The sequence below is a fragment of the Devosia aurantiaca genome (assembly GCF_011058215.1).
GTDB classification, from domain to species: Bacteria; Pseudomonadota; Alphaproteobacteria; order Rhizobiales; family Devosiaceae; genus Devosia; species Devosia aurantiaca.
In genome coordinates this window covers 72,645-93,554 of record NZ_JAALFG010000005.1, presented here as the reverse complement: position 1 = coordinate 93,554, position 20,910 = coordinate 72,645, and the positions used below count along the sequence as shown (strand labels likewise).

Here is a 20,910-nt window from a genome sequence, read left to right as displayed (position 1 = left end):
TCGTCTTTACCTTACCCGCGTAGTTTCAAACTCAGTTGTTGAGTATCCTGCGTACGAGTAAGCCGATGCGTGATCGCGTTTCCCTGCGGACCCCGAGAAGTGCAGTCGCCGTGGCCGGTGTCATAGTGGCAGCGGTTGGTTTGTCCGGCTGTTCCAGCCTTGGCAGCCGTACCCTTGGCGACAATACGACCACCAGCGCGATCAATTCGCGCCCACCCACCACGCTCAATCAGCCCATGCCCGCAAGCCTTGGCGCCGCACAGAACGTGCAGGTTGCCGGCATGCAGCAATACCTGCCGCCTGCGCAGGTCGGTGGCTGGAATGGTGGTGGCAACACATTGCCTCCTGCGCCCGCTTCGTCGGGTTGGATGCAGCCGGCGGGCGCCACGCCCACCGTGCAGTCGCAGACTTTGCCTTCGTTGAACTCGTCGTCACCAATGGGAACCCCGCAAGCCATGCCCGCACAGCAGACCCTTGCCCCGCTGCCGGCTGCTCCTGCGGTCGCTGCTCTGGGCGCCAACTCTTCGCTCCCCGTCAATTCCAGCGTTCCGATGCCGCCGGCACCGGCTGCCGCAAACAGCAATGGTGCCTACACGCACACTATCGCCGGCGGCGAGTCGCTCTATACCATCGCCCGTAAATACGATGTGACCACTCAGGCGCTTGTCCTTGCCAACGGCCTGTCCTCGCCCGGACAAGATCGTCGTCGGCCAGAAGGTTATCATTCCGGGCCGCAGCGACCTCGTTAACTCCGCGCCGCAAGCACCGGCACCTGTGCAGGTCGCCGCTGCCAATGTCCAGACCCTCGCCACCGTGCCGACCACGCCGGGCCTCGCTCCCGCCGCCGGCACCCTTCAGGCGCCGACCGCCGCTGCCGCAACGCCAGCTCCGGCCCCCGTCGCCGCACCGGCGCCGACCCAGGTCGCAGCTGCACCGGCTCCGGCCGCCGAGCCCGCCATGTCGGGCAGCGAAAAGTTCCGCTGGCCGGTTTCCGGTCGCGTCATCACGGATTTTGCCGCCTCGCGTGGCACCGGCATCAATATCGACGTGCCCGCCGGCTCCTCGGTCAAGGCCGCAGAAAATGGCACTGTCATTTATGTCGGCTCTGGCGTCGAAGGCTATGGCAACCTGATCCTGGTCCGTCACCCCAACGGCTACGTGTCCGCCTATGCCCATCTCGACGGCATGAGCGTCGCCAAGGGCGCCACCGTCAGCCGCGGCGATGCGCTCGGCACAGTCGGCCAGACCGGCTCGGTCTCCAAGCCGCAGCTCCACTTCGAACTGCGCAAGGGCGCAACCCCGGTCGACCCCGTCCCGCTGCTCGCCAGCTAAACGCCTGCCCAAGATCTCCAGAAAAGGGCCGCAGTGGTGCGCGGCCCTTTTTCTTTACACAGCCTTGCCCTCTTCCCCTGCCAGCGTCCGCACCAGCTGGATCGCCACACGACCCGACCGCGCCCCACGCGTTGCCGCCCATTCGATCGCCCGCGCCCGCAACGTTTCCGCGTCGATCGCGAGCCCATAGAACTCGGCATATCCACTGACCATGGCCAGGTAATTGTCCTGGTCCGAATCGTGGAAGCCCAACCACAGCCCGAACCGGTCGGACAGCGACACCTTCTCCTCCACCGCCTCGCCCGGGTTGATCGCCGTCGATCGCTCGTTCTCGATCATGTCCCGCGGCATTAAATGCCGCCGGTTCGACGTCGCATAAAACAGCACATTTTCCGGCCGCCCCTCGAGCCCGCCGTCCAGAATGGTCTTGAGCGATTTGTAGCTCGTCTCGCCGCTATCAAAGCTGAGGTCGTCGCAGAACACGATAAACCGCGCATCCTGGCCCGCGATCGCCCGCATCAAAACGGGCAGCGTTTCGAGATCTTCCCGCGCAATTTCGATCAGCACCAGCCGCTCGAAACCCTCGCGCTCCAGCACATCGGCATGGATTGCCTTGACCAGCGATGACTTGCCCATGCCTCGCGCGCCCCAAAGCAGGGCATTGTTCGCGCCGTGGCCGCGCGCAAACTGCTCGGTATTCTTGAGCAAAATGCCTTTCACCTGATCGATGCCGCGCAACATCCGTAACGGCACCCGCGAGACTTTCTTCACTGCCAGCAGCGTCCCCGATTCTCCCTGCCAGTGATAAGCGTCAGCCTCGCCCAGCCGAAACGGTTCGGGTGCTGTGGAGCCGCGCGCAAGAATCTCCAGCGCATCGGCGATTCTGCTCAAATAGTCTTTGGTTTTCACCGTCTCGTCCTTGTGAAATGGGCGGCGCTATTGGCTTTGCAATCAGCCAACCCGAAATGTATAGTCCGCGCGATTTTGGCCGGGGCGCAAGTGCAGGACCGCTGGATAGCGTCCAGCCCGCACCAGCCGACCCTTTTCCAAAAGCGCGCCAAGAAGAAACGATTAGGAGATCGCTTGATGTTTGTAACGCCCGCCTATGCCCAGGATGCTGTCGGAGCCCCCGGAGGCATGGCTGACATCTTCATCCAGCTGATGCCGATCGCCCTTCTCGTGCTGATTTTCTGGCTGCTGATCTTCCGCCCGCAGCAGAAGCGCCTCAAGGCCCAGCAAGCCATGCTCTCCGCCATCCGCCGCGGGGACACCGTCGTCACCACCGGGGGCATCGTCGGCAAAGTAACCAAAGCCGTCGACGGCGAAGACCTCGAAGTCGAAATTTCGCCCAATGTGAAGGTCAAGCTGGTCCGTGGCATGGTTGCCGATGTGCGTTCCAAGTCCGAGCCGGTTAACGACAACAAGCCGGTCGCTTAAGACGAACCGATCCAGCCGGGGCATCATGCCCCGGCTTTCTGCCTTTCTAGGACGCCTTACATGAACCAGTCGCCGTTCCGCGTATTTGTGATCCTCTTCGTCGCAATCGCGGGTATCCTGCTTGCAGCTCCCAATTTTCTTCCCGAGTCGGCGCGCCAAGCGCTGCCCGGATGGCTGCCGCAGCCCGGACTGGTTCTCGGCCTCGATCTTCAGGGCGGTTCGCACCTGCTGCTCGAAGTCGATCGCGCCGGCATCGTCGAGCAACGCCTGTCCGACGTTCGCCGCGAAGCCCGCAACGTCCTTGCCAACCAGAACGGCATCGGCAACATCATCACCACCGATGCCGCTGCCAACGCCATCTATATCGAGCTTACCGATCCGACCCAGCGCGAGCTGGCCGTCACCGCGATCAACTCGATCCAGAATACGCTGTCCAATTCGCTGTTTTCCGCCGGCGGCGGCGTCAACGAGTTGGCTTTCGGCGAAACGGCTGATGGTAAGCTCTCGATCACCCTGACCCCCGAAGGCATCACCCAGCGCATGAGTTCGCTGGTCGCCCAGTCTATCGAAGTTATCCGCTCGCGCATCGACGAACTCGGCACCACCGAGCCGACCATTCAGCGCCAGGGCGATACCCGCGTTCTTGTCCAGGTTCCGGGCTTTGGTGACTCGACCCGCCTCAAGAACATCATTTCGCAGACCGCGCGCCTCACCTTCCACATGGTCTATCCCGGCATGACCCCGGAGCAGGCCGAGGCCCAGGGCCTGCCTGCCGGCACCATGATCCTCAACAGCCAGGATGGCTCGCGCGAACTGCTCTACGAAGACGTGGCGCTCGGCGGTGAATCCCTGATCGACGCCCAGCCCGCCTATGACCAGCAGCGCGGCATCCCGGTGGTGAGCTTCAAGTTTGACACCCGCGGCGCCGTCACCTTCGCTGAAATCACGGCCCGCAATGTGGGTCAGCGCTTCGCCATCGTCCTCGATGACACCGTCATCACCGCGCCGGTCATTCAGCAGCCGATCACCGGCGGCTCGGGCCAGATCAGCGGCTCCTTCACCACGGCCTCGGCCAACGATCTCGCCGTGCTTCTCCGCGCCGGCGCGCTCCCGGCCAGCCTCAACGTCATCGAAGAACGCACCGTTGACGCCAGCCTTGGCGCCGACTCGATCCAGGCCGGTCTTACCGCTGGTGTTGTCGCCGCCGTGCTCGTCGTCGCCTTCATGGTCGTCGCCTATGGCCTCTGGGGCGTTTTCGCGAACGTCTCGCTGATCCTCAACATCATTCTGATCTTCGCCGCGCTTTCCACCCTCGGCGCGACACTGACGCTGCCTGGCATCGCCGGCATCGTCTTGACCATCGGCATGGCCGTGGACGCCAACGTTCTGATCTACGAACGCATGCGCGAAGAACAGCGGGCAGGGCGTACGCCGCTCCAAGCCATCAATGCCGGCTTCGAACGTGCGTGGGGCACCATCGTCGACTCGCACTTGACCCAGCTTGTCGCCGCCGTCGTGCTCTACTTCATGGGTTCCGGACCGGTGCAAGGCTTCGCCGTCACTCTCGGCCTCGGCATCCTGACCTCGCTCTTCACCTCGTACACGGTCACCAACTACCAGGTGCACCTCTGGTACAAACGCGTTCGCCCGAAAGTGCTCAAGATCCAGCACTTCCGCTTCATTCCGGACGGCACCAAGATTCCCTTCATGAAGATCTCGCGCTATGTCATTGCGCTTTCGATCATCATGTCCGTCGTCTCGATCGGCGCCGCCTACTTCAAGGGCTTCAATCTCGGCATCGACTTCGTCGGCGGTACCGCAATCGAAGTTCAGCATCAGGGCAGCCCGGCTGACGTCGGCCAGGTGCGCGAACTCCTGAGCGGCCTAGACCTTGGCGAAATCCAGGTCCAGGGCTTTGGTACGCCCGAAGACGTTCTGGTCCGCGTTCAGGCCCAGGAGGGCGGCCAGTCGGCTGACCAGGTCGCCGTGCAGCAGGTTACCGATACACTGGCCAGCGAGAACTATGAGGTTCGCCGCGTCGAAGCGGTGAGCGGCACCGTCTCCGGCGAACTCGCCTGGACTGGCACCATTGCTGTCATCATCGCGCTTGCCTGTATCCTCATCTACATCTGGTTCCGCTTCGAGTGGCAGTTCGCGCTCGCCGCGGTCACGACGACATCGCACGACATCATCATGACCATCGGCCTGTTCTCGATCACCGGGCTCGAGTTCAACCTCAGCTCCATTGCCGCGGTGCTGACGCTGGTGGGTCTGTCACTTAACGAAACGGTGGTCGTCTCCGACCGTATTCGAGAGAACCTCCAGAAATACCGCAAGATGCCGCTGCCTGAGCTGATCGACCTTTCGATCAACCAGACCATCGTCCGCACGTCCTTGACCCAGTTCACGGTCTTGCTGGCCTCGTGCCGCTGGTCCTCTTCGGCGGTGAAGCGCTCCGCAGCTTCACCATCGCCATGACCTTCGGCTCGCTCGTCGGCATGTATTCCTCGGTCATCGTCAACGGCCCCATCCTCATCAACTTCGGCCTCAAGCAGAAGTCCGAAGAAGAAGTCGCCGCGGTCGAGCAAAAGAAAGTCAAAGCCAACGACGGCGCCTCGGTCTAGGGCAGGGCTCTTACCTCGCCCCTCCGGGGAGAGGTCGGCACGAAGGGCCGGGTGAGGGGCCTTTCTCCTGAGCTCGCCACCCACTGGATGTCACCCCGGCGAAGGCCGGGCCCAACCTCCGATCTCAAGATGGATCCCCGCCTGCGCGGGGATGACACCCAGTGGAGGTGGAACAGATGACCGACCCCCAAACCCTCTCCGGCCACTACCCCCACCAGACCGGCCTTACCGCCTACGGCAATGGCGGCTTCCGCTTCGCCGAACTTTCCCACAAAGGCTCGCTCCTCTGCCTGCCCTCCGGCATGCACGCCTGGAGCATCACTTCCGCCGCTGAACTGACCCTTGAAAGCCTGCAGCCCATCATCGATCAGGCCGACCAGATCGACGTTCTGCTGATTGGCCTCGGCACAGAGATCGTCCCTATCGACCCCGCTATTCGTGCCGCGCTACGCGACCGCAAGATCATCGTCGAAGCCACCCAAACCGGCGGCGCCATTCGAACGTACAATGTTCTTTTAGCGGAAGACCGCCCCGTCGCCGCCGCGCTGATCGCAGTCGAGAATGCGCGCTAACTTGTCGGGAAGCCCCCACCCAACCTCCCCGGAAGTCGGGGGAGGAGCCCCATCGGCGGTCTGGACTCGATTGGATTCCTCCCCCTCCTAAAGGGGGAGGCGAGGTGGGGGTTCTTGCCGCAAGCTCCAGCTTCAAAAGTGGCGCGCCATGACCACTGACGCCTTCACCCACGCCGCCACGACCCTCCGCGCCACCGACCGCGACCGCTACCTCCCAACGCTGGTCCTCCCGGCCGAATCCCGTGCCGCCATCATCGCGCTCTATGCCTTTAACGCCGACATCGCCGCCATCCGCGATCGTGTCTCCGGCCCGGCACCGGGAGAAATTCGCCTGCAATGGTGGGCCGACGCCATCACCGGCAGCGGACATGGCAACATCCGACAGAACCCGCTCGCCGATGCGCTGCTCCAAACGATCGAGCGCTTTAACCTTCCAACCGGAACTTTTGCCCGCCTCATCGCCGCACGCCGCTTCGACCTCTACGACGATCCAATGCCGGACCTCGAAACCTTCGAAGGCTATGCCGGCGAAACCGCATCGACCCTGCTGCAGCTCTCGGCCATGATTCTCAACAATGGCGAAGCGGTCGAACCCGGAGACGCGGCCGGCCACCTGGGCGTCGCCCAAGCCATGATCGGCCACCTTCGCGCCTTGGGCTATATCTCTGCGCAAGGGCGCATCATGCTTCCCTGGTCCATTCTCGAAGCCAACGGTGTTCAGGAAAGTGAGCTTTTCACCGGTCAGGACTCGGAAGGTCTGCACGCTGCCTTGAGCCAGATCGCCGAACTCGCCGACGCCCACCTCGCCAAGGCCCGTACCGCGATCGCGGCGCTTCCGTCCCAGCTGCGCCCAGCCTTCGCCATCATCGCCTTGCTCGAAAGCGAGCTCGCCAACTGGAAAAGGTCCGTCACAAACCCCTTCGCACCGTCACGCGACCAACCAGACTGGCAAAAAATCGGCCGCTTGACCTTGTGGTCGCTCAGGAACCGCTAAGCTTCAGCAGACCTCATCCTTAGCGTCCTGAGCTTGTCTAAGGACGAAGGACGAGGTCGCGGCGAGATCTGCGTGCCCGACCTCGTGGTTCGACAGGCTCACCATGAGGTCTCAAGCCCAAGCCTTCAAATCCTCCAGCGCCCGTCCGGTAATCGCCCGGCGCTTTGCCATCGTCTTCTCGGGCCCCCGCCAGCGCTTGACGCCTTCCGGTTTCTCCACGGTCACCTCGGGGAACAGCCCGAAGTTGACATTCATCGGCTGAAAGCTGCGCGCCCCGCTATAACTCTCCGCCTCGACATGCCCACCGGTGATATGCCCAATCAGGGCGCCCAGTGCCGTTGTCATCGGCGGCACATCCATGCTGCCGCCCAGCGCTTCCGCCGCCGTCAGCCGCCCCGTGATCAACCCGCAGGCAGCGCTTTCCACATAGCCTTCGACGCCGGTTACCTGGCCCGCAAAGCGGATCCGCGTATCGACCTTGAGCTTGAGATCGGCCGACAGAACCTTTGGCGAGTTGATGAATGTATTGCGGTGTAAGCCGCCCAACCGCGCAAATTGCGCGTTCTGCAGCCCCGGGATCATCCGGAAGATTTCGGCCTGGATACCGTAGCGCATCTTGGTCTGGAACCCGACCATGTTCCACAGCGTGCCCAACGCATTGTCCTGCCGTAGCTGCACGATGGCATAGGGTTTGACCGTCGGGTTGCGCGGATTGGTAAGACCAACCGGCTCATCGGTCCGTGCCGCAGCGTTTCCGGCCCACGCTCTGCCATCACTTCGATCGGCAAGCAGCCATCGAAATATGGCACCTTCTCCCAATCCTTGAACTCATGCAGCGGCGCCGAGATCAGCGCCTCGACAAAGGCATAATACTGGTCGCGATCCATCGGCAGGTTCAGATAATCCGCCCCCGTGCCGCCGGGCCCGGCCTTGTCGTAGCGCGACTGCTTCCAAGCAATGTCGTGGTCGATGCTGTCATAATGGATGATCGGCGCGATCGCGTCGAAAAAGGCCAGCGAATCCTCGCCGGTCTTTTCCAGGACTGCAGCCGCCAGGGCAGGGGAGGTCAGCGGCCCGGTGGCAATGATCACATGGCTCCAATCCGCATCCGGCCAGCCCGCGATTTCCTCGCGCACGACAGTGATATTGGGATGATTGTGGATTGCCTCGGTGACCGCCAGCGAGAAGCCGTCGCGATCCACCGCCAGCGCACCACCGGCCGGCAGCTTGTGCTGGTCCGCCGCCCGCATGATCAGCGAGCCGCAGCGGCGCATCTCTTCATGGAGGAGCCCGACGGCATTCTGCTCATGATCGTCGGACCGAAAACTGTTGGAGCAGACAAGCTCGGCAAAATTGTCCGTCGAATGCGCATCGGTGACTTTGACGCCGCGCATTTCGTGGACGATGACCTTGGCGCCCGCTTCCGCGGCCTGCCAGGCAGCTTCAGAACCGGCGAGCCCGCCGCCGATGATGTGAATGGGTTGGTTTGACATGGCGGGGAAATAGCAAGCCCGCCATGTCTCGGCAATCTTTGCTTACGCGGCGCGGCGTTCGTGACGGCCTTCGTTGATTTCTTCGGCGATCTTTTCGCAAAAAGCCTCGAGGTCGCCCGGATTGCGGCTGGTGATCAGCCCCTGGTCGGTGACCACCGCGCTATCTTCCCACTGTCCGCCGGCATTGATAACGTCGGTCTTGATCGATTTGAACGAAGTCACCTTGCGGCCCTTGACGATCCCGGCTTCCACCAGCAACCACGGCGCATGGCAGATGGCCGCGACCACCTTTTTCTGCTGCCAGAACGATTTGATGAAGTCGATGGCCTTGCTTTCGACGCGCAAGAGGTCCGGATTGATCTGGCCGCCCGGCAGAACGATGGCATCATAGCTATCCGCCGAAACGCTATCGAGGGTCTTGTCGACCGGCACGGCACTGCCCCAGTCGTCCTCGTCCCAGCCCTTGATCTCGCCCGCCTTGAGCGAAATCACATGCACATCGGCACCGGCCGCGCGCAGCGTCTTCAGCGGTGTTTCAAGTTCGGATTGTTCGAAACCATTCGTCGCCAGAATGGCGATGGCTTTGCCCGAAAGGCTCTGCATCATCTTCTCCTGTTTTGGGTGCGCAGACCAAACGGGAGAAATCAGTCATTGTTCCAGCCTTAGCGATCACGTGCCCGCTAAAGCAAAACACCCGCATCTCAGAGAGAAGCGGGTGTTCGCTTATAAGTATCGAGGCCAGCGATCTTAGAGATTGTTGGCATGATCGCGAGCAACACGGCTGATGTCGGTGCGAGCAATGCCCAGATCGTTGAGCTGACGATTGTCGAGCGAAGCAAGTTCACGAACCGTCTGCTGGTACGCGGCCCACTTCTGGAAAGTCTTGCGGATGTCCATTTGATGTCTCCTGTCGTCTACAGGGACTTATATAGCCAAAGCCTTCCAAGGCGAGCAGTCCGATATTGATCAATCAAGCTATGCGCTTTTTACATAGCAACGTGATCGCGTGTTCAGCCTCCATTAACGTTCCCGGCAAAGCCAAGGCCGCCGGACGAAAATCCGGCGGCCTTGCCATGCATTTTTGCCTTGAGGTCTTAGCGGTCGAACAAAGACCGCGTCATCTTCGAGAAGTCGGGGCCCGAAAGCCCGAGTATGTCAGCATCTCGCGTTGTAGGAACGTCCATTTCCCGCAACGTTTGCTTGATGTCGACGAGGCGCTTGAGGCGCCATACGGCTCGCACAAACATCGGCGTCGTCCTTGTGGCTGGCGTCGGCAACGCTGACCATGAGCGTATTTGGCGGTCAGTGCCATGCCGTTTACGTCAACCTCTGCATGCACTCGGCGCATGCCAGTTTCATCAAACGGACGCATGGGAACAATGACGCAAGCTTTAACCTGAATTCAATATTTTCGCTTGTGCGCCGCCAAGCGAGAACAGAAACTCCAGCCGAACTGATTTGGGGGTCGACGGTGCGGCAAGGCGCGCATGTCATTGTGTTGGGCAACGAGAAGGGCGGGTCGGGTAAATCCACCACCGCGTTTCACCTGGCTGTTTTCCTGCTGCACCAAGGCCACAAGGTCGCGTCCATCGACGTCGATAGCCGCCAGCAGACCCTCACGCACTATGTTCGTAATCGCCGCGACTGGGCGCGCAGCAAGGGCCTGAACTTGCCGCACACCACTCACTTCCATCTGCCTTTGGCGCGCGGCGATTCCCTCAAGGAAAATCATCGCATCGAATTTGACCTCTTCCGCCAGGCCATCGGCGAGGTCGAAGCGAGCACCGATTTCATCGTCGTCGACACGCCGGGGTTTGATACCAACCTAACCCGTCTAGCGCATTCTCTTGCCGACACCCTGATCACCCCGGTCAATGATAGTCTCATCGATCTCAGCGTCATGGCCCAGGTGGACCCGGTCACCGGCGAGCCGCGCGAGCTCAGCCACTATGCCCGCTTGGTGCAGCGTGCGCGCTCCGAGCGGCTGTCGGTTGATGGCAAGAACATCGACTGGATCTTGGTCCGCAATCGCATTTCCATGCTGTCCTCGCGCAACATGCGCCAAGTTCAGACCATGTTGGACCGTATCGCCGCACGCCTGGGTTGCCGGGTCGCCGACGGTATTGCCGAACGCGTCATCTTCCGGTCGCTATTTTCTACCGGCATGACGGTGTTCGATCCGCTGGACGAAGAACTCCTGGGCGGCATGCCATCCATGTCGCATATGAGCGCGCGTCAGGAATATCGGGCCCTCGTGACTGCCCTCAATCTGACGGCCAGCCGCCGTGCCGAAGCGCGTCGCGAAGTGCTGGCCAGTCAGCCCGGCGACGTCAACCGCTTCGCGCACATGGCGGCGCGCAGCGAAAGCTAGTCCTCAGCCCCGCGCATAGGCGATCTTGCGCGGCTCCGCCGCAGCCGTCGCGTCCTGGCGTAGGTCATAGATCGCCCGCGCCTCGACGATGGCAAAGTGATTTTCCGCCGACCAATCCCACAACGCGCTGATCGGACCCTGGAGGGTCTTTCCAAGCTCGGTCAGGCTGTACTCGACGCGCGGTGGCACTTCCGGATAGATCGTCCGCGTCACCAGCCCATCGCGCTCGAGATTGCGCAGCGTCAGCGTCAACATGCGCTGCGACACGCCATTGATCATGCGCTTGAGTTCGTTGAAGCGCAGCGTGCCGTTGCGGCCGAGCATGCCTACCACCATCACGCTCCACTTGTCGCCAATGCGGTTGAGGACGTCCGACATGGCGGAGCAGTTCGAAACCTGCGACGTGTCTTGCAGCGACATTGGTGCCTCCATGGATGATGCTTAGGCACAAATATAGACGCAGTTACTTGTTGTGCCTAGTGGCGCGAACAGGCGTGTTGTCAAATGCCCGTCAGCCAGGCCCGCCTTTCCTTGAGCTACCCTAATGTCGCTGCTAAGAGGGCGCGTTCACAAATGACCATCCGGAGCGCGCTCTTGTTTGTCCGCCGCCTAGTCCTTGCTATTGCGCTGTCCCTTGCCGCCCTGGTGCCGGCCTGGGCCAACCCGATGCTGTTGGTCGACCGCAGCAACCTTCAGGTGCTTTACGCGCAAGAGGCCGGCCAGCCCTGGCATCCCGCTTCGCTGACCAAGCTCATGACGGCCTATGTGGTTTTCGAGGAATTGAGCAAGGGAACGGTGACACTCGATACGCCGGTTACAATTTCCAAAAATGCCTTCAACCAGGCGCCGAGCAAGTCAGGGCTCAAGGTTGATAGCTCCATTTCGCTCAAGGACGCGCTCTATATCCTCGTGGTCAAATCGGCCAACGACATTGCCGTCGCTCTGGCCGAAACGGTCGCCGGCAACGAAACCGCCTTTGTCGCCAAGATGAATGACGTGGCCCAGCGCATGGGTCTATCAGGCACTCACTTCGTCAATCCGCATGGCCTTCACAATGCAGCGCAGGTAACCACCGCCCGCGACCTCGCCGTGCTCTCGCTCTATATCGAGCAGACTTTCCCCCAATTCATGCCAATGTTCGGCACCGGCGTCGTGCGGCTCGGCAATGCGCGTCTTGAGTCCAATAATGGCCTCCTCGAAGGCTTTGCCGGCACCACCGGCATGAAAACGGGCTATGTCTGCGCCTCGGGCTTGAACATTGTTGCCACCGTCGATCGGGGCGGCCGCAAGCTTCTGGCAGTGGTGTTAGGCGGCTCCTCCGGCCGCGAGCGTAATGAGCGTGCTGCAGAAATGTTGTCGGCCGCCCTCAACGGGCAGTATCAATCCACCGGCCAAAACGTTCTCGCCCTGTCAAATGCCACCGGCGTTACCCCGGTCGACATGCGTTCGCGAATTTGCGGCAAGGAAGCCGAAGCCTATGTGAAGTCGCAGGAGGCTCTTTTCCCGATCGGGATGGCGGGTCAGCCCAGCTTCCTGACCGACAAGATTGCCATGCATGAATATACCGCGGTCGATCTTGGTCGCGTGCGCAACAACATCGCGCTGCCGCGTCCTCGTCCGGCCCACACGCCGACATTCAGTGCACCGCTCGCAAGCGCCGCGCTCAAGGGGCCGGTGACGACCCCCGTGGCGGCAGGCGGTCTCAACATCCCGATGCCACGGCCGCGTCCCGCCGATCTCTAGCCTGCTTTGGTGATTGTGAATCGATATACGCCATCGCTCTCGTCGAGCGCGTATGCGTGGCTTTTTTGCCGGCAATAAAGCGGAATATCGACCTTTGCCATCGGGTCGGTCGCTAGCACGACCAGAAGCGCACCCGGCTGCAGGTCTGCCAGAGCTTTTTCCATCTTGAGGACGGGCAGGGGGCATTTGATCCCCCTGGCGTCGATGGTCAGCCGCTCAGTTGCCAAGAACCAGCACCCAGTAGATGCCGTAGCTCGATGTCGGGTTGAATGCCACGGCCACGCCCGCCTTGCTGGCCGGGGTTAAGAGACCGACCGCGTCGGCAGGATTGTTGCGCCAGCCCGAGAAAGTTTCGGCAAAGGTCGCGTAACCGGCACTAAGCTTCATCTGCGCCAGTGCCTGCGGTTTGGTCGGTGCGACATTGGTCTGGGCATATTGGCTTGCCAGTGCCTGTGCCGTACCGTTGAGGCCCGCATCTGCAACCAGTGGCGGGAGATTGTTGGTCGCGCGATAGGCGTTGATCAATCCGATCGCCTGCTGGGAGTCGAGCACGGCATTGGGCTGATCCATGCGTGCCGAAAGCGCCGGAGCCAGGGCCGTGGCCGAGGTCGGCGCGGCTCCGCCGAAGGAGGAACAGCCGGCGAGTGCCAAAGCTGCGGCGAGGGACAAAGCGGCTACGGCGGATTTTAAGACGCGTTGAGACATAGATTTCCTTCTCTCTGCCAGTTAGCCGCAATTAACAGCTGTGGCCTGCCGTGACGTTAACAGCAGCATCACGCTGTCGTTGACTGGGTCTTGCGTGTTGACCCATTTCGGGCGCAGAAGAGCGCTCGAAACTGGGCAGCATTGTGGGGAGCATGCTTTGGCCGAGGGCAATAAGCCAGTGCGGGAAGTCCGTGCAGCAACTGTGGCTATTGCCTTGTTGCTCTTGTGCTTTTTGGCGTTCGCGGGCGTCTTCACATACTTCGTTGCGGCAGCAGTTGTGCAGACTGGACAGCGCCTTGAGGAGCGCGCCGAATCGAGTGCCCGCGTCGTCGCCACCAATGCCGGCTGGATGGCCCAGGTCGCCGAACAAACCCTGCGTCGCATGGACGCTGTGCTCGGCCCCGACCTCGACATCAACCGCGACACCCTGCAGGCCGCGGTGCGGGGGCTGCCCAACGAGGTCAACGTCTACATCATCGAGCGCACCGGCCACACCATCTTCTCCACGGTGCCGAACACTGAACAGGTCGACGTTTCCGACCGGGAATATTTCAAGGCCGCTCAGGCGGGCCTCAATTTCTATACGTCGGGCCTGCTGATCAGCCGCCTCACCGGCGAACAGGTCTTCGTTTTTTCCCGTCGCGTGCAGCGCCAAGGCGAATTTGCCGGTGCCGTAATGGTCTCCTTCGACGGCTCGGTCATGGAAGAATTCTTCCAGGCTCTGGATTTCGATCTTGGCTCCACCGTCAGCCTTGTCCGCAGCGACGGCGCCCTCATGGCACGTTACCCGGCACCGGATGGTCCGGTCGACCTTTCAATCACCCGCTGATCACCGAACATCTCCGCGAAGCCGATACCGGCTCCTACTTCTCAGAGACCTCCCCGATTGACGGCATATCGAGGGTCGTCGGCTATCGCGTCGTGCCCGGCACGGACATCGTCGCTCTGGCATCGGTTGCTACCAATACGACTTGGTCCTCTCTCCACAACGCCATCATTTCGGTTTTCATTATCGTCGCGCCCATCATGATCGCACTGGTCGCTGGAGGTCTTTATGTCATCCGCCTCTTGCGCCGCGATGCAAAGCGCCGGGCCGAGCTCGAGGCCGCCAATGAAACCAACGTCATGCTCTTCCGCGAAATCCACCATCGCGTCAAAAATAACCTCCAGTCGGTGCAGTCGCTGGTCCGCATGCAGGATATGCCCAAGAGTGCCAAGATCGACCTGCAAAGCCGGCTCAGTGCCATGGCCGCGATGCACGAGCACATCTACCGCAATGACAAATATGAGGACATCGATGCCCACGCCCTAATCCCGGTCGTGGTCAACGAGGTCGTGCATGCCTATGGCTCCAACGCCGAGGTTCGCTATGCCGTCGACCACGTCGCTGTCGACCGCGATCACATCACGCCGCTCTCGCTGCTGCTGAGCGAGCTGATCACCAACGCGCTAAAATATGCTTTTGCCGACGGCCGAGACGGCATTATCGAGGTCAAGGTCAAAGACTTGGGCCATGGCCGCTGCGAACTCGTCGTCGCCGACAACGGTGTCGGCTTCGGCACCTTGCCCGACACGCCCACCAGCATGGGCCTGCGCCTGATCCGCGGCGTGGTCTCGCAAATGGGCGGCACCTACAAGTTCGTCAATGACAACGGCACCCGCTTTGAGGCCGACCTTGCCCTTGCATCGGCAGGCCACGACGCGGCGCATGCCAAACCGGTCGCGACCCCGGCCTAATTAGAGCTTGAGGCTCGCCGCCGCATCGGGCATGGCATAAGCCGATTTCCAAAGTCAGCTTATGATGATCAAGCGCTTCTTTTCATACTACGCGCCCTATAAGGGCTTTTTCGCCCTCGATTTCGGCAGCGCCGTCGTCGCCGGTCTTCTCGAACTGGCCTTCCCGCTGGCGGTCGCCTATTTCATCGACCAACTGCTGCCTCAATCCAATTTCAGCCTCATCGTCGCCGCCGGCGCGGGCCTTCTTGCCATTTACGCGCTCAATGCCGTCCTCCATGCCGTGGTCAACTATTTCGGCCACGTCCTCGGCGTCTCCATCGAGACCGACATGCGTCGGCAGGTCTTCGACCACCTTCAAAAGCTCAGCTTCCGCTTCTTCGACAACCACAAGACCGGCCACCTGATCACCCACGTTACCAAGGATCTCGAAGACGTTGGCGAAGTCGCCCACCATGGCCCTGAAGACATGTTCCTCGCGGTCATGACCTTTATCGGCGCCTTTATCTTGATGTTCCTGACCAATTGGCAACTCGCCTCGGTCACCGTCGTCATCGTCCCCATCATGACCTGGCTCGTCAGCCGCTACGGCTCGCGCATGACGCAGAACTGGCGCGAGCTCTTCGGCCGGGTAGGGGAGTTCAACACCCGCGTCGAGGACTCCATCGGCGGCATCCGCGTGGTCAAGGCCTTCGCCAACGAGGGCCACGAGTCGCGCCTGTTCGAAGGCAATAACCAGGCCTACCGCACCACCAAGCTCAAAGCCTACGCCATCATGACGGCGAGCATCACAATCACCTATCTGTCCACCCGAATGACCCAGCTTACGGTCATGCTGATGGGCGCCTGGCTCGTGGTGCAGGGTGAGATGACCTATGGCGGCTTCGTCAGCTTCCTGTTGCTGGTCGACGTCTTCATGCGCCCCATCGACAAGATCACCGGCGTGCTCGAAAGCTACCCCAAGGGCATCGCCGGCTTCACCCGCTTTACCAAGCTGATCGACACCGATCCCGACATCGCCGACCGCCCCGGCGCCAAACACGTCTCGCATCTGCGCGGCGACATCGCCTTCACCGATGTCGGATTCTCCTACGAACCAGGCCGTCCCATCCTTTCCGGCCTAAACCTCAAGGTCGCAGCCGGTGAAACCGTCGCCGTCGTCGGTCCCTCCGGCGCCGGCAAGACTACGCTTTGTGCGCTCTTGCCGCGCTTCTATGAGATCGACAGCGGCTCCATCAGCATCGATGGCATCGACATCCGCGACATGACGCAAGTGAGCCTCCGCAGCCAGATCGGCATCGTCCAGCAAGACGTCTTCCTGTTCGGCGGTACCCTGCGCGAAAATATCGCCTATGGCCGCCTCGGCGCCAGCGACGAGGACATTCTCGCGGCCGCCCGCCAGGCCCGCCTCGACAACGTCATCGCCCGCTTGCCCGACGGTTTAGACACCATGGTCGGCGAACGCGGCGTCAAGCTCTCGGGCGGCCAGAAGCAGCGCGTCGCCATCGCCCGAATCTTCCTCAAGAACCCGCCCATCCTGATCCTCGACGAAGCCACCTCGGCGCTCGATACCGCAACCGAACTCGCCATCCAGCAGTCACTGAGCGAACTTTCGCGCGGTCGCACCACACTGGTGATCGCCCACCGTCTCGCGACCATCCAGCATGCCGACCGCATCGTCGTCGTCGACGAAACCGGCATTGTCGAAGAAGGTCCACACGAAGCGCTGCTCGCCCGCGCCGGCGCCTATGCGCACCTCCACCAGGCTCAGTTCGGCGGCCTTACCACGCCGAACCGCCCCTAGGCTCTCTGCGCCCGTCCGGTGCGCTGGGCGAGCACGCGCTCGAGGGCAAGCAGGCCATCGTTGATCAGCACCGCGCAGGCGCCGACGATCAATCCGCCCTGCAGCACGAAGGCAGTGTTGTTGGTGGTGAGCCCAGCGATGATCACCTCCCCAAGCGTCTTCGCTGCCACCGTCGACCCGATCGTCGCGGTGGAAAGCGAAATCACGGCCGCTATCCTTATGCCCGTCAGCATCACCGGCAGAGCCAAGGGCAACTCGATCTGTACCAGCCGCTGCCAGGGCGTCAGCCCCATGCCGCGCGCCGCTTCTTCAACGTCGCGCGGCACATTGGCGAGCCCGGCCAGCGCGTTCTCGAAGATCGGCAGGAGCCCATAGAGAAAAAGCGCCACGAGGATCGGCTCGGTTCCAAAGCCGAGGAGCGGAATAGCCAGGGCCAGCACCGCCACCGGAGGGATCGTCTGCCCGACATTGGCGATGCTGCGGCTCAGCGGTAGGAATTCGGCGCCAAAAGGTCGGGTGACAAGGATCGCGAGCCCCACGGCAAAGATCGTGGCCGCCAATGTCGCCGCAAAGGTGATCCAGAGATGGTTTAGCGTAATCTCGAGCAAGTTGCCCTGATGGTAGATCGGCGGCGCCCCGTATTTGACGAGCGGCTGCAACAGCGGCGCGAAGCTGTCCGGGCTGACGAGAAACGCCAAGAGGACCACCGCGAGAGCGGCCCGAAATACCAGGCCCCAGTTCATTGTGGCCTTGCCGCCAGCTGGCTTAAGCGCTGAAGCGTGACCCGGCCGATGTGCACACCCTTGTCCGTCACGGGCAGCGCCTCGCGCCCCGACCACAGGCATTCCGCATAGGCATCGCGCAAGCTCGCATGCGCATCCACGCTCTCGCCCTGAGCGTCCCCAGGCTCGATATGGTTGAGGACGATGTCGAGCGATAACAGCCGGAACGGACGCTCGCCGCTACCGATCAGCGTCGCCACGAACTCGTTGGCAGGATGGGTGATGATCTCGGCCGGCGTCGCGTATTGCAGCAGATGCCCCTTGTCCATCACAGCAATCCGGCTACCCAGCGCGATCGCCTCGTTCATGTCGTGGGTCACGAGAACGATCGTCGTGCCGAGCCGGCGCTGGATCGCCAGGAGGTCAGTCTGCGCCTTGCCGCGAATGATCGGGTCGAGCGCGCCGAACGGCTCGTCCATAAGGAGGATATTCGGCCCCGCCGCCAGCGCCCGGGCCACCCCGACGCGCTGCTGTTCGCCACCCGAAAGTTCGCGCGGCAGGCGATGGCGGTACTGCGCCGGATCTAGCTGGAACAGGGTCAGCAGCTCATCGACACGGGCGCTGATCCGCTCCCGATCCCACTTCAGGAGCTTGGGCACCGTCGCAATATTCTGGCCCACTGTGCGATGCGGAAAAAGCCCATTACCCTGAATCGCATAGCCGATCTGCCGCCGCAGCTCATAGCCAGCAAAGTCGCGCGTGTTTCGGCCATCGATCAGGACGCTGCCGGCACTCGGCTCGACCAGCCGGTTGATCATCCGCAACAGCGTCGTCTTGCCCGATCCCGACGTGCCGACCACGGCGCAGATGTCGCCGCTGGCAACCGTCAGCGAAACAGTGTCGACCACTGTTGAGCCATCGAAGACCTTGCTCAGCCCATTGATTTCGATCATGCGCCGCGCGCCTTTCCGGGTGATGCGAGGTCGACCAACGCGTCCATCACCACCGCACTGGCAAAGGCCAGTGCCACTGTTGGGATAGCGCCGAGCAGCACCAGGTCCATGGCCGTTTGTCCGATGCCCTGGAACACGAAGACCCCAAAACCACCGCCTCCGATCAACGCCGCGATGGTCGCCAGGCCGATATTCTGCACCAGTACCACCCTGATACCGGTGAGGATGATGGGGAGCGCCAGGGGCACTTCAGCCTGGAACAGCATCTGCATGCGCGTCATCCCCATGCCGCGGGCCGCTTCTTTGACTGTTGCCGGCACCGACTGCAGCCCCGAAACTGTGTTGGCGACGATGGGCAGCAGCGAATAGGCAAAAAGCGCGACCATGGCCGGCGCCGCACCAATACCGGAAACACCGGCAGCTCTCGCGCCCGGCACATTGGCTGCAATCCAGGCGAGCGGTGCGATCAACAGGCCAAAAGGGCGATCGAGGGAATGGTCTGAACGACGTTGAGCGTGTTGAGCAGACCCACGCGCAGCTTGCGGAAGCGGTAAGCCAGAACGCCGAGCGGGACGCCAATCAGCGTAGCCGCCCCAAGCGAGCCGAATGCCAAAAACAGATGCGTCCGCGCTTCCGCCAAGAAAGCCTGCCCGCGATTGGCATATTCGCGGAGCATGGAAACATCGTCCAACAGCCCCGCTATAAGGATGATGCCAAAAGCGGAGGCGACTGCTGCCAGATTGGCCAAGCGCCACACTGGGCTTAGCCGCAAGCGGATCAAGGCATCGGCAGCAACCAGGGCAAAGGCAAATGACAAAAGCCAAAATCCCGCCCCCGGTGATACCCGGCCGACAGTGTTCCCCTCAGGCGTCAAGCCGTCTGCCGACATCCCAAGCATGATCGTCAGCCCGATCACCAGGCCAAAGCCCACAAGCAGACGCCATAGGGTAGGGGTGCGCAACAGCGCCATTATCGTGCCGCCGCCAACAATAACCAGCACCAAAGCCGCCAGCGGTTGCGGCAGAGCAAGGTAGATCGGCAGGGGTTCGCCTAGAACGATCCGGTTGGGTTTGGAAATCACGAACGGCAAAAGCGCGATTGCCGCCACGACGATCAAAGCGACAACCACGCCAAGTTTATCCAAGCGAGGCGCCCTTAGATCAGGCGAAAGCGATATTTGGGCCTGAGACATGCGAATGAGGCGACCTTGGCCGCCACGTCAACTCAGCTCAGGAACCCGTTTTCGGTCAGCCAGTCGCGGGCCACATCGGCGGCAGCTTCGCCATCGACCTGGATGCGGCCGTTAAGCGTCTGCAGCGTGGTCAGGTCAAGCTTCTGGAACACGGGCTCGAGCAGCGTCTTGATTTCCGGATTGGCCATTAGCACTTCTTCGCGCACGATCGGCGCAGGCTCATAAACAGGCTGCACACCCTTGTCGTCTTCAAGCACAACAAGTCCGGCCGCCGCGATCGCGCCGTCGGTGCCATAGACCATGGCGGCATTGACGCCATCGGTGCCCTGTGCGGCCGCGGCAATCGTCGCGGAGGTATCGCCACCGGATAGCACCACCAGCTGGTTGGGCTGCATGGTGAAGGCATAGGCTTCTTGGAAAGCAGGCAGGGCGGACTCGGAGTTCACGAACTCGGCCGAAGCCGCAAGCTTCACTTCGCCCCCGTCGGCGACATACTTGCCGAAATCGGAGAAAGTTGTGATGTCGTTCTCGTCAGCGATGGCCTGCGTAATCGCGACGGCCCAGGTGTTGTTCGCGGGCGCCGGCTGAAGCCAGACGATGTTGGCATTCTCGTAATCGAGCGTCTTGGCGAAAGCATAGGCCGTGTCGGCCGACTTCCAGGCCGGATCGTCCGAGACGTTATAGAAGAAGCCCACATTGGACGTATATTCGGGATAGATATCGATCTCGCCCGCTTCGATGGCGGCGCGCACGATCGGCGTTGCGCCGAGCGAAATACGGTCGGTCACCTCGATGCCGCCATCTTCAAGCACCTGAAGAATGACGTTACCCAAAAGCGCGCCTTCCGTATCGATCTTGGAAGACACGACCACCTGCGCCGAAGCAGCGCTGGTCAACAAGACAACGCCGGCAGCGGTGCCAGCCAAAAGCTTCATGATAGACATAGATTAATCCCCAATTGGGTCTGAAAGTCGCAAGCTGGAGCTTGGTTCCACAGTCTGGAGATAATTATTACGGCTGCCAACCCTTGGCAGATCACTCGACGCTGACCACGGCGACGAAAATGGTGACCCCGGCGGGATTCGAACCCACGACCCCGGATTAGGAATCCGGTGCTCTATCCTGCTGAGCTACGGGACCAGCCATGAGCCGGAGTACCAGCGGGCACCTTCATTTTCAAGCGGCGGTTGATCCTCCCGGCCCTCTCCGCTAAACGGGGCGCCGAACAAGGAAC

General features: G+C 61.7%; 19 protein-coding genes, 1 tRNA gene and 3 pseudogenes. 11 read left to right on the top strand and 12 right to left on the bottom strand.

Annotation, left to right across the window (positions count from 1 at the left end; genetic code table 11):
• Nucleotides 1-65 precede the first annotated feature (65 nt).
• Together G5575_RS17815 and G5575_RS17810 are read left to right on the top strand one after the other, a co-directional pair.
• The gene (locus G5575_RS17815; RefSeq protein WP_164535496.1) at nucleotides 66-749 is read left to right on the top strand and encodes a LysM peptidoglycan-binding domain-containing protein; all 684 of its coding nucleotides are present in this window, start codon (nucleotides 66-68) and stop codon (nucleotides 747-749) included.
• Entirely contained in the window at nucleotides 670-1,332 is a 663-nt protein-coding gene (locus G5575_RS17810) for a murein hydrolase activator EnvC family protein (RefSeq protein WP_164535495.1), read from the top strand. The genes G5575_RS17815 and G5575_RS17810 overlap by 80 nt, the downstream gene beginning before the upstream one ends.
• A gap of 54 nt (nucleotides 1,333-1,386) precedes the next feature.
• Here G5575_RS17810 and G5575_RS17805 read toward each other — a convergent pair whose 3' ends face one another.
• Nucleotides 1,387-2,241, bottom strand: a complete 855-nt coding sequence (locus tag G5575_RS17805) for an ATP-binding protein (RefSeq protein WP_164535494.1) — start codon at nucleotides 2,239-2,241, stop codon at nucleotides 1,387-1,389.
• A gap of 177 nt (nucleotides 2,242-2,418) precedes the next feature.
• Here G5575_RS17805 and yajC point away from each other — a divergent pair, with 177 nt between their 5' ends.
• The 4 genes and pseudogenes from yajC to G5575_RS17785 all read left to right on the top strand — a co-directional run bounded on the left by yajC (nucleotide 2,419) and on the right by G5575_RS17785 (nucleotide 6,959).
• A complete protein-coding gene (gene yajC, locus G5575_RS17800; RefSeq protein ID WP_164535493.1) occupies nucleotides 2,419-2,769 on the top strand; it encodes a preprotein translocase subunit YajC in 351 nt (116 codons plus the stop codon).
• Between the two features lie 60 nt (nucleotides 2,770-2,829).
• Nucleotides 2,830-5,393, top strand: a pseudogene (gene secD, locus G5575_RS17795) (protein translocase subunit SecD).
• Between the two features lie 176 nt (nucleotides 5,394-5,569).
• On the top strand, nucleotides 5,570-5,965 hold the full coding sequence (locus tag G5575_RS17790) for an Mth938-like domain-containing protein (RefSeq protein WP_164535492.1): 396 nt from the start codon (nucleotides 5,570-5,572) through the stop codon (nucleotides 5,963-5,965).
• 148 nt (nucleotides 5,966-6,113) lie between these two features.
• A complete protein-coding gene (locus tag G5575_RS17785) occupies nucleotides 6,114-6,959 on the top strand; it encodes a phytoene/squalene synthase family protein (RefSeq protein ID WP_164535491.1) in 846 nt (281 codons plus the stop codon).
• Between the two features lie 111 nt (nucleotides 6,960-7,070).
• Here G5575_RS17785 and trmFO read toward each other — a convergent pair.
• The 3 genes and pseudogenes from trmFO to G5575_RS17770 all read right to left on the bottom strand — a co-directional run bounded on the left by trmFO (nucleotide 7,071) and on the right by G5575_RS17770 (nucleotide 9,349).
• Nucleotides 7,071-8,452, bottom strand: a pseudogene (gene trmFO, locus G5575_RS17780) (methylenetetrahydrofolate--tRNA-(uracil(54)-C(5))-methyltransferase (FADH(2)-oxidizing) TrmFO).
• Between the two features lie 42 nt (nucleotides 8,453-8,494).
• Nucleotides 8,495-9,055, bottom strand: coding sequence for a type 1 glutamine amidotransferase domain-containing protein (locus G5575_RS17775; protein WP_164535490.1), 561 nt, complete (start codon nucleotides 9,053-9,055; stop codon nucleotides 8,495-8,497).
• A gap of 144 nt (nucleotides 9,056-9,199) precedes the next feature.
• Entirely contained in the window at nucleotides 9,200-9,349 is a 150-nt protein-coding gene (locus G5575_RS17770) for a DUF1127 domain-containing protein (protein WP_164535489.1), read from the bottom strand.
• A 574-nt stretch (nucleotides 9,350-9,923) separates the two neighbouring features.
• Between G5575_RS17770 and G5575_RS17765 the strand changes: the two genes are divergently transcribed.
• Complete coding sequence (locus tag G5575_RS17765) at nucleotides 9,924-10,823, top strand: division plane positioning ATPase MipZ (protein WP_328766531.1); 900 nt, start codon at nucleotides 9,924-9,926, stop codon at nucleotides 10,821-10,823.
• Between the two features lie 3 nt (nucleotides 10,824-10,826).
• On the opposite strand, the gene G5575_RS17760 is transcribed toward G5575_RS17765, so the two are convergent.
• Complete coding sequence (locus G5575_RS17760) at nucleotides 10,827-11,243, bottom strand: winged helix-turn-helix transcriptional regulator (RefSeq protein ID WP_164535488.1); 417 nt, start codon at nucleotides 11,241-11,243, stop codon at nucleotides 10,827-10,829.
• Nucleotides 11,244-11,396: 153 nt separating this feature from the next.
• On the opposite strand from G5575_RS17760, the gene G5575_RS17755 reads away from it, so the two are divergent.
• A complete protein-coding gene (locus tag G5575_RS17755) occupies nucleotides 11,397-12,566 on the top strand; it encodes a D-alanyl-D-alanine carboxypeptidase family protein (RefSeq protein WP_164535487.1) in 1,170 nt (389 codons plus the stop codon).
• Here G5575_RS17755 and G5575_RS17750 read toward each other — a convergent pair.
• Complete coding sequence (locus tag G5575_RS17750) at nucleotides 12,563-12,793, bottom strand: sulfurtransferase TusA family protein (RefSeq protein WP_235936126.1); 231 nt, start codon at nucleotides 12,791-12,793, stop codon at nucleotides 12,563-12,565. The two genes, G5575_RS17755 and G5575_RS17750, sit on opposite strands and share 4 nt — an antisense overlap.
• Nucleotides 12,783-13,271, bottom strand: coding sequence for a CAP domain-containing protein (locus G5575_RS17745; protein ID WP_164535486.1), 489 nt, complete (start codon nucleotides 13,269-13,271; stop codon nucleotides 12,783-12,785). Before G5575_RS17745 ends, G5575_RS17750 begins: the two co-directional genes overlap by 11 nt.
• 157 nt (nucleotides 13,272-13,428) lie before the next feature.
• On the opposite strand from G5575_RS17745, the gene G5575_RS17740 reads away from it, so the two are divergent.
• From G5575_RS17740 to G5575_RS17730, 3 genes are all read left to right on the top strand, one after another.
• The gene (locus G5575_RS17740) at nucleotides 13,429-14,100 is read left to right on the top strand and encodes a PDC sensor domain-containing protein (RefSeq protein WP_164535485.1); all 672 of its coding nucleotides are present in this window, start codon (nucleotides 13,429-13,431) and stop codon (nucleotides 14,098-14,100) included.
• A gap of 92 nt (nucleotides 14,101-14,192) precedes the next feature.
• On the top strand, nucleotides 14,193-15,008 hold the full coding sequence (locus G5575_RS17735; protein ID WP_164535484.1) for a sensor histidine kinase: 816 nt from the start codon (nucleotides 14,193-14,195) through the stop codon (nucleotides 15,006-15,008).
• Between the two features lie 64 nt (nucleotides 15,009-15,072).
• Nucleotides 15,073-16,809 carry an ABC transporter ATP-binding protein gene (locus G5575_RS17730; protein ID WP_164535483.1) on the top strand — a complete coding sequence of 579 codons (1,737 nt, stop codon included), beginning with the start codon at nucleotides 15,073-15,075 and terminating at the stop codon, nucleotides 16,807-16,809.
• Here G5575_RS17730 and G5575_RS17725 read toward each other — a convergent pair.
• From G5575_RS17725 to G5575_RS17705, 5 genes and pseudogenes are all read right to left on the bottom strand, one after another.
• Nucleotides 16,806-17,552, bottom strand: a complete 747-nt coding sequence (locus G5575_RS17725; RefSeq protein ID WP_164535482.1) for an ABC transporter permease — start codon at nucleotides 17,550-17,552, stop codon at nucleotides 16,806-16,808. The genes G5575_RS17730 and G5575_RS17725 overlap by 4 nt on opposite strands.
• A complete protein-coding gene (locus G5575_RS17720; protein ID WP_164535481.1) occupies nucleotides 17,549-18,484 on the bottom strand; it encodes an ABC transporter ATP-binding protein in 936 nt (311 codons plus the stop codon). Before G5575_RS17720 ends, G5575_RS17725 begins: the two co-directional genes overlap by 4 nt.
• Nucleotides 18,481-19,676, bottom strand: a pseudogene (locus G5575_RS17715) (ABC transporter permease). Before G5575_RS17715 ends, G5575_RS17720 begins: the two are co-directional and overlap by 4 nt.
• Before the next feature lie 32 nt (nucleotides 19,677-19,708).
• The gene (osmF, locus tag G5575_RS17710; RefSeq protein WP_164535480.1) at nucleotides 19,709-20,620 is read right to left on the bottom strand and encodes a glycine betaine ABC transporter substrate-binding protein OsmF; all 912 of its coding nucleotides are present in this window, start codon (nucleotides 20,618-20,620) and stop codon (nucleotides 19,709-19,711) included.
• A gap of 120 nt (nucleotides 20,621-20,740) precedes the next feature.
• A tRNA-Arg gene (locus G5575_RS17705) sits at nucleotides 20,741-20,816 on the bottom strand.
• Nucleotides 20,817-20,910 lie beyond the last annotated feature (94 nt).